Consider the following 13,265-nt stretch of genomic DNA (forward strand, 5'->3'; position numbering starts at 1 on the left):
CGAGACTCGCACCACGGCACCCTGAATAAAGTTACGATTAGTGGCCTCGCATGAACGATTTCCATTATGCTTTTTGAGGGTTGCATCCTATCGGATGGCACGGTCATAATTTACTGCATTGACAAATAGCCCCTATCCGCTCTGCATGGTGCACGACGGATCATGGGCAACAATAATTCCTCGCAGCCCATGTGCGACGAACAGCTTTTAAGAGTGCAGCTATTATGCGTCTTTGGGGTCCTTCATGGCTGCGCCAACGTTCGTCCGGCACGCGTGCGCAAACACGCCCGCAGAACGGCGCTGTCCCCTCTTCCGGGCTTTGGGATTACGCCCGCGCCTTCGTCGAGAGTACGTCCGACTGCGTGTTCTTTCTCGACCGCGATTGGCGCTTCACATTCTTCAATTCGCGCGCCGTAACGGAACTGCATGCCAGCCCCGACATTATCGGAAGCTGCATCTGGGAGCGTTTTCCCAAGACAATCGGAACCATCTTCGAGGAAAATTACCGCCGCGCCGTAGCTGAAGGCACTCAGCAGATATTCGAAGCGTATTTCGAACCTTTGTCCGCTTGGTACGAGGTGCATGCGACGCCCGTTGGCAGCGACCTCATGGTCATCTTCCGCAACATCACCGAACGGCGAGTGGCAGCCGAGGCTCTGCGGATCAGAGAACAGCAGCTCGCCACCGTCTTCGGGCAAACCATGGTAGGCATCCTGCACCGGGATCTCAACGGTCGGGTATTGATGGTCAATCAGCGCTACTGCGACATCGTGGGGCGCAGCAGCAAGGAGCTCGACGGGCTGCCGATGCAGGCCTTCACCTATGAAGAGGATGTTGACTGGAACACGGCGATGTTCCGAAGGCACCTTGAGAAGGCCGAGCCGTTCCAGATCGAAAAACGATATGTGCGCCCGGACGGCACGGTCACGTGGTGTGCGGTCAACGTGAGCTTCGTGTGCGATGAGGCGGGGAAGCCCATCTCCACGATCACGGTTGCCGAAGACATCCATGCACGCAAGACGGCAGAGGAAAGGGCGTACGAGAGCAGAAACCTGTTCCAAGTTGTGATCGACAGCATCCAGGACCTGATCTTCGTGAAGGACCGGGAGGGCCGCTTCGTCTTCTCGAACCGCAGCTTAAGCGAGATCTACGGTCCGATCGAGGGCACGGTCGACCGGGAGTTCTTCTCAAGCGACCGAACCGACATTCATCCTCAATCTGATCGGCAAGTGCTCGCGACAGGCGAACCGATCACGATCGATGAGGTCATTCCAGTGAAGGGAACACCCCGGCACTTTCAAACCGTCAAGGTTCCCTGGCGGCGCAACGGGGAGATTGCCGGCGTGGTCGGCATCTCGCGCGATCTGACGGAGCGATTGGAGGCCGAGGCGGAACTGATCGAGAGCAAGCGCCAACTCGCCACTTTGATCGATAACCTGCCGGGCCTCGTTTACCAGTGCGATATCGCTGCTCCGTGGCCCTTCACCTTCATCAGCGAAGGCGCGGAAGCGGTGAGCGGTTACAGCTCCGGCGAATTCATGGATGGCAAGCTCACCTGGGGAGAGCTCATTCATCCGGACGACGTCCACGCAACCGAGGAGACGATCCTCAGTTGCGTCTCGAAGAAACAGGTCTTCGACGTCACCTACCGCATCACGACCCGCGCGGGTGAAACCCGCTGGGTGTCCGACCGAGGTCAATGCATTCACGACGCGGCCGGCGAGCCGCTCTTCCTGGAGGGCATCATCAGTGACGTCACCGCGCAGAAAGAAGCCGAAGAGCAGATTCTATGGGCGGCTCACCACGATCATTTCACACGGCTTCCCAACCGGACCCTCCTCCAGCTTCGCCTGGGCAAAGCCCTTGAGCAGGCAATGGAGAAGGGGCGCAAGCTCGGTCTGGTCATTCTCGATGTCGATCACCTGAAAGAGATCAACGATACATTGGGGCATGATGCGGGAGATGCGGCTTTGCAGGCGATTGCAAACCGGCTGAGCGCCGCTGTGCGCCCCATCGACACCGTCGCCCGAAACGGAGGCGACGAGTTCGCCATCATCCTTCCCGAGATCGACGGCGGTCAGGAAGTCAAAGCCATCATGACGCCGATCCTCGAAGTGCTGAAAAAGCCCCTGCCCTATGCCGGACGCATGCTTGAATGCCGTGCCAGCATCGGCGCCAGCATATGGCCCGATCATGCAAGCGAGGCGTCCGACCTTCTCAAGCAGGCGAATGTTGCACTCCACACCGCCAAGGCCACCGGCAGGGACAAGGTCGTGGTCTTCGAGCCTTCCATGCGAACGGAAGCTCAGCGGAAGGCGGAGATGCGCAGCAATGCGCGGGGAGCGATCGACGCACGCAGCATCGAACCGTTCTACCAGCCCAAGGTCCATCTGACCTCCGGGGAGCTGGCAGGCTTCGAGGCGCTTCTGAGATGGCGCAATCCCCGCGCGGGCATCGAACTTCCCGGAAGCATCCAGGCCGCCTTCGACGACCCGCATCTGGCGGTCGCCTTGAGCACTCAGATGCACGACATGGTTTTCAACGACATGCGCCGCTGGCTGCATGAGGGCGTCGACTTCGGCCATGTTGCCATTAATGCATCGGCCGCAGAGTTCAGGGAGATGGACTTTGCCGATCGCATTCTGGAACGTCTGCGGGCGGCGGACATCCCGAACCGTTGTCTTGAGATCGAAGTGACGGAGACGGTGTTTCTCGGCCGAGGCGCGGAATACATCGAGAAAGCTCTGCGCACATTGAGCGCCGAGGGCGTGAAGATCGCTCTCGACGATTTCGGAACGGGCTATGCCTCGCTCTCACATCTCAAGCAATTCCCGGTCGACATCATCAAGATCGACCGTTCATTCGTCAACGATCTCGCCAGCAATCCTGACGATCCGGCCATCCTCCAAGCCGTCGTGGGACTTGGCAAGAGCCTCGGGATCACCACGGTTGCCGAAGGTGTCGAAACCGCCGTGCAGGCGGTCTTCCTGAGAAGCCAGGGATGCGACGTCGGTCAGGGTTTTCTCTTCGGCATGGCAAGCCCGAGCAAACTCATTCCAGAGTTGGTGGCGTCCTGGAATCCGCGCCGGGTCGACATGCCTGAACTCGACACTCTCTTCCCGAAAGACAGGAAGAGACGTCGTTAGCAGCGTCAAGAACGCGACGATCTTTGCCGGCGCGATGACTCCGCCTCGCTCTGTTTGAGCGCGAGCAAGCGGCGAGCTGCCGTACCACCCGATTCCGAGGCATAGAGCCTGTCGTTAAGTACCTCGATCTGCCAGCGCTGAAATTCGAGAAGCGCCTTGAGGCCTCTGACATGCGCGTTGAGTTCAAGTGCGTCTTGCAAGGGATTGGGTCCGCAAGTTTTCATGGGACCACCCCTGACTGTTCGAGGATGAATCATGGCTGAACGCGAAATTTCAAAGGGACCTGGGGTCCGTTATAGCAATGGCGGCGGGTTTAACAGTGACGGCTTCGCGAACCGGGGCAGACGCCCCGATTGGCAATGGCAGGCAATAAAATGGAACGCTTCGACATCGATGGAAAACTGCCCACGATGGAGCCCTGGTTAAGTTAGGACCTCTTGTTCTTGAATGGAACTGTCTAACATTCCATGCTGGAATTCAAGACCTCATCATGTCGCATGGCCAAGCTTTTCACCTGCCGGCAATGACAGGAACCCGGCTCATCCTTGACGGTTTGACATCCATAAGGACACGCTCAAGGAGTTCAGTTGATGCCCGACAGGCACTACGAAGTAGAAGCGGAAAAGATTCTCGCAACGCTCAGCACGCATGACCATTCCGCAAGCCAGGAGACCCGCCGCCTGCTGGCCGCAGCGCTGGAGCAAGCTGAGCGGCGCGGTCGCGAGATATCCGCCAGTCTCAAGGAATCGAGCGGCTGAGCTTTCTCCACAGTCCTTTGCCGTTTCTCCTGCGACATCAACAACAGGAACGGGCCTCGCATCGGGCACGTTGCCATCATGTGTGATAGGACACAGCAGCAAGACCTCGGGCGTGGTGATCTTCCGAGTGTTTGGAGGACAGATCGATGCGAGCCTTGGTGATGGCATCCCTGCTCGGCCCCCTTGGAATCTTTTCACCCCATGCAGGAGCCTGGGCTGAAGACTCCAATACGCGTGTCGCCGACATGCCGTACTCTGAGTGCCTATCGATCATATCCGAGACGGCGCAGGAGATGGGCGAGGCTCCGGTCCAGCTCATCAACAATGACGAAGAAACCACGGTCCGCATCAATGCCTCTGACGGCTTCGTCACGGTTTCCTGCAGCCGCGGAAACAAGATCACGCTTACCAAGAGCCCCGTTCCGGAAGCCGCAGGCATGACGGCGGCTCGTTAAGCAGCAACTCAGTCGTAGTCCAGAGTGCCCGGACAACAAAAAGGCCAGGGCATGGTGCCACTGACCTTGATCGGTCTCTCCTATGAGAGTGGTACAGCCGCCCCGGCTCGAACGGGGGACCCCCAGATCCACAATCTGGTGCTCTAACCAACTGAGCTACGGCTGCACATGAGGCAGGGTGTAATCGCGCCTGCGATCAATTTCAAGACTTCTTTGCGGTCGCAAGACCACAAATGACAACGGCGGGCCAAACAGCCCGCCGTTTCAAAGGGTTAAGCGCGAAGTTCCTTACTCCGCGGTGGCTCCGGCGGCCTTCAAGACCGGGGTCCAGCGGGCCACTTCGCTCTCCACGAGCTTCTGGAGGGATTCCGGCGTCCGCTCAGCAGCGGTCGGGATCACACCGCCGAGGTCCGACAGGCGCTTTCTGGTGTTCTCGTCGTCGAGGGACTTCACAAGCGCGTCGTTGAGCTTCTTGACCACATCGGCGGGCGTGCCCTTGGGCGCGAAGACAGCGTTCCAGGCGCTGACCTCATAGCCTTCGAGGCCGGCTTCCTTGGTCGTCGGCACGTTCGGCAGAACCGGGGACCGCTCAGGCGTCGCAATGGCGAACGCCTTGATGTTGCCGCCCTGGATCTGTGGCGCCACGTTGACGATCTGGTCGGTCATGAAGTCGACCGTGTTGGCCATCAGGTCGTTCAGCGCCGGGCCCGTACCGCGATAGGCCACCATGGTGGGCTTCGCCTTGACGACCGAGTTGAAGAAGATGCCGGTCGAATGCGAGACCGAGCCCACGCCCGCATGGGCCATGTTCACCTTCTCGCCGTTGGTTTTCAGGTACTCGAGGAAGCCCTTCAGGTCGGTGGCCGGGAAGTCCTTCTTGGCTACGATCACGATCGGCGTGCCGGCGGCGAGACCGATAGGCGCGAAATCCTTGGTCGGATCATACTTCAGGTTCGGATAGAGGGCCGGAGCGGCACCGTGCGTGCCCATATGGCCCATCATGATGGTGTAGCCGTCGGGCTGGGACTGGGCGGCGCGGGTGATGCCCGTGGTGCCGCCGGCGCCTGCCACGTTCTCGATCACGATCTGTTGACCGAGCGTCCGGGACATGTGGTCGCTCACGATGCGGGCCACGACGTCCGTCGGTCCGCCGGCTGCGAAGGGCACGATCATGGTGATCGGACGGGACGGGTAGTTCTGAGCCTGTGCGCCCGTTGCGGCCAGGCCGGCGACGGCGGCCAGAGCCAGTGCGATTTTCTTCATCAAGTTCCTCCCTAGGAAAGTTATGGGCTTACATTGTGGGCAGCATGCCACGGAAGGCAAGCTACTCCGTGAACACCTCGTCCCTCCCCTTTCGTATGGAGGGCAGGAGCGCGACGATGAGCAGAAGGGCTGCAACGGCCAGCAGACCCGCACTGACCGGACGCTCGATGAATGTCTCCAGAGACCCGCGCGAGAGAATGAGCGCGCGGCGAAGGTTCTCCTCCATCAGCTTGCCCAGGACGAAGCCGAGCAGCATGGGCGCGGGCTCGAAGCCGAACTTGATCAGCGTGTAGCCCACGAGACCGAACAGGGCGATGAACATGACGTCCGTCGGCAGCGAGTTGATGGAGTAGATGCCGATGCAGCAGAACATGAGGATCGCCGGGAACAGCAGGCGGTAGGGCACCTTGAGCAGGCGCACCCACAACCCGATCATCGGCAGGTTGATGACGAGCAGCATCAGGTTGCCCACCCACATGGAGGCGATCATGCCCCAGAACAGGGTCGGGTTCTTGGTCATGACCTGAGGGCCGGGAATGATGCCGTGGATGGTCATGGCGCCAACCATGAGAGCCATCACCGCATTCGGCGGGATACCGAGGGTGAGCAGCGGAATGAACGAGGTCTGCGCACCGGCATTGTTGGCCGATTCAGGTCCGGCTACGCCTTCGATGGCACCACGGCCGAAGCGGCGCGGGTCCTTCGCGATCTTCTTCTCCAGCGTATAGGAGGCGAAGGGTCCGAGCACCGCGCCGTTTCCGGGCAGGATGCCGAGGATGGCGCCGATAAGGGTGCCGCGCATAACCGGCTTGTACGATTGCTTGAAGTCCTCCTTGTTCGGCAGCAGGCGGCCGATGGCTTGGCGAACCACATCGCGATGCTCTGTGTGATCGAGATTGCGCATGATTTCGGCAATGCCGAAAATCCCCATGGCCAGAACCGCGAAATCGATGCCGTCGGACAGGAACGGGAGGCCGAAGGTCATCCGCTCCTCGCCGGTTTCCAGATCGAGCCCCACGGTGGACAGCAGAACGCCGACAAGGATCATCGCGATGGCTTTGAGGATGGAGCCTCGCGCCAGGACCACGGCGAAGACGAGGCCCATGACCATCAGCGAGAAGTATTCGGTCGGCCCGAAGATCAAAGCGAGCTTCGTGAGCGGCGCACCGAGCGCCGCGATGACGAGCGTCGCGACCGTTCCCGCGAAGAAGGAGCCGATCGCCGCGATGCCGAGCGCCACGCCGGCCCGGCCTTGGCGTGCCATTTCATGGCCGTCGAGGGCAGTCACCACGGAGGTCGCCTCGCCCGGGATGTTCACGAGGATCGCGGTGGTCGAGCCGCCGTACTGCGCGCCGTAATAGATGCCGGCGAGCATGATGAGCGCGCCGGTCGGATCAAACCCGAAGGTGATCGGCAGCAGCATCGCAATGGTCGCGATCGGACCGACCCCTGGCAGAACGCCGATCAGGGTGCCGACGAGGCAGCCGAGAAAAGCGAGGAACAGATTCTGCAGGCTGAGAGCAACGCCGAAGCCGAGGCTCAGGTTGGACAGAAGATCACCCATCAGATTCTCCCGCTATGGTCGGCCACGTCGATTGTCGTCTTGCGCGATCCCCTCGTCGTGAAGAAGACCACGAATGCCCCCGCGACCAGAACGGCCGCCGTGACGCGCATGACCGCCTTCTGCGACCAATCGGCGGGAAAGAGTTCTGCCAGTGCCTGCGGGAAGACGGGGATCGGCAAATTCAGCAGATCGCCGAAAAGCAGCATGCAGAAAGGCGTCAGGCTGAGTGCCAGGATGAGAAGATCCCGGAAGCGCGCCTCAGGCGACGCGTAGCCGCCGACGATGATGGCGAGCGGCCCGGCGACAAGAAGGCCGAGCCCCGGGATGGTGATGCCACCGAAAGAGAAAGGCCGGATCGTCACGGCGAAGGCAAGGATCGCCAGAATGATGAAGAAGGGACCGCGCAGGCTCCAGCGCTCCAGGGGCTCCCCTTCGCGGGTGAAGGCAAAGGCAATCAAAGCAAGACCCGACAGACCAACGCCGATGGCGAGCCAGCGCGGCAGCATGGCAGGCCCCATGGAATTCAGGGTGCCCTGATCGAGATCCCGCGTCAGCCAAAGCGCGAGGGCTGCGAGCGCGATCAGCAGGATGCCGCCGGCAATTCCCTGCGGCGCGCGAACCGGGCCATGGCGCCCGGAAATGCCGGAGCCTTCGTGAGGAGTTGGCATGATTAACCTCCCGACGGACGCCTAATGCGCCCTCGTTGTTCTGCTCGATATGTGCCCAAGGCCTGGACGCGGATCAAGCTTTTGTCTTCGAAACCCGAAGGCTTCGCAACAGATGCCCGGATTTCATCGGCATTCGCCTGTGGAACGAAGCCTGACAAAAATCCTTATATGGCACAGGTGTACCATTGGAAGCATGGGCGGCATGACTTGATCGACCGACCCATGTTGTCTAGATGATCGCCCTTATAGCCAGGCCGGGCCCCTCTGGTCGCTCATACTTTGGGCGGCGATGTCGGACTGGATGAACCAGGGCTGCCTGGATTCATTCAAGAAGGTGGATGAGCCCGCATCACAAGCATGAGCCGGTTCACCGGCCACGCCGATGCGGGACAAGCGTCTCCTTGAGCGTATCGCATGTGCTGCTCTTCAATCGACACCGAGGCACCGCATGTTTGAACTCTCCCAATTCTTCCCGCCTGAAGTCGTCGCTTTCCTGATGGTGATCGGCATCGATCTGGCGCTGGCTGGCGACAACGCCATCGTTATCGGCCTCGCCGCCGCAGGACTGCCCAAGGAGCAGCGCAACAAGGCGATCCTTCTCGGCGTTCTTGCAGCCACGGTTCTGCGTATCATCTTCGCTCTGATCACGACGCAGCTTCTGGCGATTGTGGGCCTGCTGCTCGCCGGCGGCATTCTGCTGCTGTGGGTCTGCTGGAAAATGTGGCGCGAGCTGCGCACCTCGCACGAGGAGGAAGAGGCCGCGGAAGAGGCGCTCGAAGGCAAGGACCTGAATGCGGACGGCGCCATCGCTGCCGGCGCTCCGCGCAAGACCTTCTCGCAGGCCGCCTGGCAGATCGTCATCGCCGACGTATCGATGTCCCTCGACAACGTGCTCGCCGTTGCGGGCGCCGCGCGCGAGCATCCTTACATCCTCGCCTTCGGCCTGCTTCTGTCCATCGCCCTCATGGGCATTGCGGCCTCCTATATCGCCCGCTTGCTCCAGCGCTACCGCTGGATCGCCTATCTGGGCCTGGCGATCATTCTCTATGTGGCGCTCAAGATGATCTACGAGGGCTTCCACGAGATCTACCCATACCTGAACGGCGCAGCCGGCTGAAACACTCCGGGCCTCGACCTTCATCACCATTGACGGCGGGGATGCGGGAGGGCAGAGAGCATGTCGCTCATGTCCTCCTCTCCCCGCCCTTTCTTTTCCATGGCAGGCTTTCGCTACGGCGCGCGCGCCGCGGCGCCTGCTTTTCCCGGCTTCATCATGTTCGCCGTCGCCTTCGGCACGGCCGCGGCCCAGAAAGGGCTCTCGCTTGCTGAAGTGATCGGGCTGAGCGCCTTCCTCTATGCCGGCGCCTCCCAGATGGTGGGGCTCGAAATCTGGCAGAAGGTCTGGACGCCCACGACCATCTTCACCATCGTCACCGTCACCGCCGTCGTGAATTCCCGCATGATCCTGCTCGGCGCGACGCTTCAGCCGTGGCTGCGCAATGAACCCATTGCCCGTAATGCGCTCAATCTCTTCCTCATTACGGAAGCGGGCTGGCTCATCGGCACGCGCTATTACAACGAAGGCGGACGCGATGTCGGGGTGCTTCTCGGAGCGGGCGTCATTCTCTGGATCGTCTGGCAGATCGCGACGATCGTCGGCTTCTTCGCGGGCGCACTCGTGCCCGAACCCAAGACCTTCGGCCTCGATCTCGTGATGCCGATCTTCTTCAGCATCATGCTGGTGCCGCTCTGGAAAGGAGCGCGCCCTGCCCTGCCCTGGCTGGTGGCGGGCCTCGTGTCGTTCATCACGCATGCCCTGCTGCCGGGTTATGGCTACATCGTCGCTGGCGCGCTCGCAGGCGTCATTGCAGGAATGCTGATCGAATGAGCGAGTTCATCGCGAGCCCTTGGGGTGCGGCCATCGCTATTGCGGGCATGATGCTCGTCACGTTCCTGTGCCGCATCGCCGGCGTGGTTCTCATGAGTCATGTGCGGATAACGCCGCGGGTCGAACGCGGGCTTCGTGCGCTTCCCGGCTCAATCATTCTGGCGACGATCCTGCCGGTTGCCATCGACAATGGCTGGCCCGCCCTCGTCGCGCTCGGCGCCGCCATCGCGGTGATGACCGTAACGCGCATCGACCTCCTCGGCCTTGCCGCAGGATTAGGCACCCTCTCCGTCATCCGGGCTTTTCTGTGAGCCCCTGAGCCGCATGCGAATGCGGTACATCAGGCCGTCGCGAATGTTGCGGTAGGCGTCCAGAACATGCTCGCGCGAGCCCTGGGTGATCGTTGGATCGGGCGTCGGCCAATATTCCACATCCGCCGCTATGGTACGCGTCAGTTCGAGGGCGGCATGGTGCGCTTCCGGCGAGAGGGTGATGATGAGATCGAAGTTCAGCCCCTCCCACTCCTCCAGCTCCTGCAGCGTGCGCGGCTTGTGCTTGGAGGCGTCGATGCCGATTTCCGCGAGCGTAGACACCATGAACCCGTCCGGATCGCTTTTGCGCACGCCTGCCGATTGCACATAGGTCGACTTGCCGAAGTAATGACGCGCAATCGCTTCGGCCATGGGCGAGCGAACAGCGTTCATCGCGCAGACGAACAGAACCGAGTGGATCCGCTTCGGGCGCGTTTCCTCCACGCGTCAGCCTTTCCAATGAAGCGCGAAGATCAGCGTGAACAGGCGGCGCGCCGTGTCGAAATCGACGATGAGTTTTCCGTCGAGACGCTCCCGCAGCAATTCGGCGGCCTCGTTGTGCAGGCCTCTGCGTCCCATGTCGATGGCCTCGATCTGCGCGGGCGATGCGGAGCGGATGGCTTCATAATAGCTGCCGCAGATCATCTCGTAATCGCGGATGACTCTCCGAAACGGCGTCAGCGACAGATGATGCGAAACGAGGTGCGCGCCGTTCTGCGACGACACCTCGAAGCAGAGCTTCTTCTCGATAAGCGTGATGCGCAAGGCATAAGGGCCGCCGTCGTAGTTCGGCAGCGAGAAGGAGTTCTCCTCGAGAATGTCGTAGATGGCGATGGCCCGCTCATGTTCCTGATCGGGATTGCCGCGGCCGATGGATGCCTCGTCGAGGGTGACCGCCACGAGACGGTGACCCTCCTTTGCTGTGCTCGACATCCCCCCTCCGCAAAGCCTCACAGGTTCAGGCGGATCGCCACGGACCGTGCATGCCCTTCCAATCCCTCAGACCGCCCAAGGGCGATGGCTGCGGGACCGAGAGCCCGCAAGGCTCCCGGATCGCATTTCAGGATCGAGGTTCGCTTCATGAAGTCAAGCACCCCCAGACCTGAAGAGAAACGGGCCGAACGCGCCGTGGGGAGAACATGGTTGGGGCCGCCCACATAATCGCCGATGGCCTCGGGCGTGTGGCTCCCCAGGAAGATGGCGCCTGCGTTACGCACGCGTCCCGCCAGCTCCTCGGCATTCTCGGCTTCGATTTCGAGATGCTCGGGCGCGAGGCGGTCGACGAGCGGAATGGCGTTTTCGAGACTGTCGATGAGGATGATCGCGCCATAGTCGCGCCAGCTCGCGCCTGCGATTTCAGCCTTCGGCAAGGTCTGAAGCTGACGCTCCACTGCTTTCTCGACGGCGTCGGCCAAGGCGGCGCTGTCCGTGATCAGGATCGACTGCGCGGCGGGGTCGTGCTCGGCCTGGGCGAGAAGATCGGCTGCGATCCAGTCCGGATTGGCATGGGAATCGGCGAGGATGAGCACCTCGGAAGGGCCGGCGATCATGTCGATGCCAACCTGCCCGAACACCCGGCGCTTGGCGGCGGCCACATAGGCATTGCCAGGGCCGACGATCTTGGCGACGGGGTTCACGCTATGCGTGCCATAGGCCAAAGCGGCAACGGCCTGGGCGCCGCCGATGCGGAACACTTCGTCGACGCCAGCAAGCCGCGCCGCCGCCAGCACGAGCGGATTGGTCTCGCCGCGTGGGGTCGGCACAACCATGGCGATGCGCGGAACGCCCGCGACCTTCGCCGGAACGGCATTCATGAGCACGGAAGACGGGTAGCTCGCGCGTCCGCCCGGAACGTAGAGGCCGACGGATTCAATCGCCGTCCAGCGCCAGCCGAGGGTGACGCCAAGGGCATCGGTGGTGAGGGAATCTTCAGGCCGCTGCGCGCGGTGATAGGTTTCGATGCGCTCCTTGGCGAGGGCGAGAGCTTCCAGCGCCTCTTTCGGACACTGGGCTTCGGCCGCATCGATCTCCTTGTCCGAGATGCGCAGCGTTTCGGGTTGAAGCGCCAGCCCATCGAAGCGGTAGGTGTAATCGATCAGAGCCTCATCGCCTTGCGCCACCACGTCTTCGATGATGGCGCGCACCGCCTGGTCCACGTCCTCCGAGACCTCGCGCTTGGCCGAGAGCAAAGCCGCGAAGGCGGAAGGGAACGAGGCTTCCCGCGCGTCGAGCCTTTGCGCCATCACAGGCGCTCCGCCCGGGAAAGGTCTTCGTGCTGCGGGCGGCTTTCCGCGGCCCAGACGGGGCCGATGTCTTTCATCTGCATTTCGATGCACTCCAGGTCCACCTGGATGGCTCCACCATCGGCAAAGATCAAGGTGGCAGTGCCGGAAGGCGCATCCTTCTCGTCGAACGCAATGGCGAGAAGGTTAAGAACGGCATCCTTGTTGGACTGGTCGATACCGCGCACGCGCACCGCCTTCACATGCTCGAAATGCATGCAGGTCAGCCGGCGCTGAGGGGTTGCCGCTTCCCAATCGTACCGGCGTATCTGGATCGCGAAGCGTCGCTCCTTGGGCAGATAGGCGATGTCGCCCACCTGGAGCAGCGAATCCTGCAGGTGAGCCGAGATGACGGCCAGATCTTCCGGGTCGAACGCAACAAGTCTCAGGAGGTCCATGGCTCTCAACCTATGTTGAATTGTATTGGTTAGGTAGAGAGCCCCGCTTCGTCCCGCAACCTTTCCGGTCAGCACGGGTTCAGCTTTCAGCTATCACTATGGTCGAAATCATCACCAAGGAGACGCCGAATGAAACATCTTCTGCTCGCGGCCCTGGCGGCCATGACCCTCGCAGCGCCAGCCTCGGCTCAATATTATTATGACGACACCCGCGGACAGGGTGACGCCTGGGAGGAGCGGATACAGCGGACCCCGCGCTATGACTATTACGAGGAGCGCCCGAGCTACAACTATCGTTCCCGGCGCGACAACGGGTGGCGCGAGGACCGGTATTATGCCCAGCCGCGGCGTGGGGGGTATCGTCAGGCTGAACGCTTCGGCAGCGTCTGCGTGACGTCGCGGGGCAGCTGCGAATATCCGCAGTCCCTCCGGCCGGGAACCCGGTGCAGTTGCGACATTCCGGGATTTGGCCCCAAACGCGGCAATATCCAGCGATGATACAAAAAGCGGAGGCCCAGGCCTCCGCTTTTGT

General features: G+C 61.5%; 14 protein-coding genes and 1 tRNA gene. 7 read left to right on the top strand and 8 right to left on the bottom strand.

The window, feature by feature from the left end; translation table 11 throughout:
• Nucleotides 1-224: 224 nt before the first annotated feature.
• The 3 genes from BLP10_RS17975 (at nucleotide 225) to BLP10_RS17985 (ending at nucleotide 4,359) form a co-directional block, all read left to right on the top strand.
• A complete protein-coding gene (locus BLP10_RS17975) occupies nucleotides 225-3,146 on the top strand; it encodes a GGDEF and EAL domain-containing protein (protein WP_091137734.1) in 2,922 nt (973 codons plus the stop codon).
• 590 nt (nucleotides 3,147-3,736) lie between these two features.
• Nucleotides 3,737-3,904, top strand: coding sequence for a hypothetical protein (locus tag BLP10_RS23245; protein WP_175493962.1), 168 nt, complete (start codon nucleotides 3,737-3,739; stop codon nucleotides 3,902-3,904).
• A gap of 146 nt (nucleotides 3,905-4,050) precedes the next feature.
• A complete protein-coding gene (locus BLP10_RS17985; protein WP_091137740.1) occupies nucleotides 4,051-4,359 on the top strand; it encodes a hypothetical protein in 309 nt (102 codons plus the stop codon).
• A gap of 89 nt (nucleotides 4,360-4,448) precedes the next feature.
• On the opposite strand, the gene BLP10_RS17990 is transcribed toward BLP10_RS17985, so the two are convergent.
• From BLP10_RS17990 to BLP10_RS18005, 4 genes are all read right to left on the bottom strand, one after another.
• A tRNA-His gene (locus BLP10_RS17990) sits at nucleotides 4,449-4,525 on the bottom strand.
• 122 nt (nucleotides 4,526-4,647) lie between these two features.
• Nucleotides 4,648-5,622: a tripartite tricarboxylate transporter substrate-binding protein gene (locus BLP10_RS17995; protein ID WP_091137744.1), complete on the bottom strand. Its 975-nt coding sequence runs from the start codon at nucleotides 5,620-5,622 to the stop codon at nucleotides 4,648-4,650.
• 61 nt (nucleotides 5,623-5,683) lie between these two features.
• Nucleotides 5,684-7,186, bottom strand: coding sequence for a tripartite tricarboxylate transporter permease (locus tag BLP10_RS18000; protein WP_091137747.1), 1,503 nt, complete (start codon nucleotides 7,184-7,186; stop codon nucleotides 5,684-5,686).
• Nucleotides 7,186-7,854, bottom strand: a complete 669-nt coding sequence (locus BLP10_RS18005; protein ID WP_091137749.1) for a tripartite tricarboxylate transporter TctB family protein — start codon at nucleotides 7,852-7,854, stop codon at nucleotides 7,186-7,188. The genes BLP10_RS18000 and BLP10_RS18005 overlap by 1 nt, the downstream gene beginning before the upstream one ends.
• 448 nt (nucleotides 7,855-8,302) lie before the next feature.
• On the opposite strand from BLP10_RS18005, the gene BLP10_RS18010 reads away from it, so the two are divergent.
• Genes BLP10_RS18010 through BLP10_RS18020 form a run of 3 tightly spaced genes read left to right on the top strand, consistent with a single transcriptional unit; the run spans nucleotide 8,303 to nucleotide 10,053 of the window.
• Nucleotides 8,303-8,971, top strand: coding sequence for a TerC family protein (locus tag BLP10_RS18010; protein WP_091137751.1), 669 nt, complete (start codon nucleotides 8,303-8,305; stop codon nucleotides 8,969-8,971).
• Nucleotides 8,972-9,031: 60 nt separating this feature from the next.
• Entirely contained in the window at nucleotides 9,032-9,742 is a 711-nt protein-coding gene (locus BLP10_RS18015) for an AzlC family ABC transporter permease (protein WP_244510660.1), read from the top strand.
• Complete coding sequence (locus BLP10_RS18020; RefSeq protein ID WP_091137754.1) at nucleotides 9,739-10,053, top strand: AzlD family protein; 315 nt, start codon at nucleotides 9,739-9,741, stop codon at nucleotides 10,051-10,053. Before BLP10_RS18015 ends, BLP10_RS18020 begins: the two co-directional genes overlap by 4 nt.
• Here the strand turns inward: BLP10_RS18020 and BLP10_RS18025 are convergent.
• From BLP10_RS18025 to BLP10_RS18040, 4 genes are read right to left on the bottom strand one after another with little or no spacing between them, the layout of a single operon-like run.
• Complete coding sequence (locus BLP10_RS18025) at nucleotides 10,018-10,497, bottom strand: arsenate-mycothiol transferase ArsC (protein ID WP_280141118.1); 480 nt, start codon at nucleotides 10,495-10,497, stop codon at nucleotides 10,018-10,020. The genes BLP10_RS18020 and BLP10_RS18025 overlap by 36 nt on opposite strands.
• Before the next feature lie 3 nt (nucleotides 10,498-10,500).
• Complete coding sequence (locus BLP10_RS18030) at nucleotides 10,501-10,986, bottom strand: UPF0262 family protein (protein ID WP_091137756.1); 486 nt, start codon at nucleotides 10,984-10,986, stop codon at nucleotides 10,501-10,503.
• 17 nt (nucleotides 10,987-11,003) lie between these two features.
• Nucleotides 11,004-12,296, bottom strand: a complete 1,293-nt coding sequence (gene hisD, locus BLP10_RS18035) for a histidinol dehydrogenase (protein WP_091137759.1) — start codon at nucleotides 12,294-12,296, stop codon at nucleotides 11,004-11,006.
• On the bottom strand, nucleotides 12,296-12,733 hold the full coding sequence (locus BLP10_RS18040; protein WP_091137762.1) for a DUF2948 family protein: 438 nt from the start codon (nucleotides 12,731-12,733) through the stop codon (nucleotides 12,296-12,298). The genes hisD and BLP10_RS18040 overlap by 1 nt, the downstream gene beginning before the upstream one ends.
• Nucleotides 12,734-12,862: 129 nt before the next feature.
• Between BLP10_RS18040 and BLP10_RS18045 the strand changes: the two genes are divergently transcribed.
• The gene (locus tag BLP10_RS18045) at nucleotides 12,863-13,231 is read left to right on the top strand and encodes a hypothetical protein (protein ID WP_091137765.1); all 369 of its coding nucleotides are present in this window, start codon (nucleotides 12,863-12,865) and stop codon (nucleotides 13,229-13,231) included.
• The last annotated feature ends 34 nt before the right edge of the window (nucleotides 13,232-13,265 follow it).

Source organism: Microvirga guangxiensis (assembly GCF_900102135.1).
Taxonomy (GTDB): domain Bacteria; phylum Pseudomonadota; class Alphaproteobacteria; order Rhizobiales; family Beijerinckiaceae; genus Microvirga; species Microvirga guangxiensis.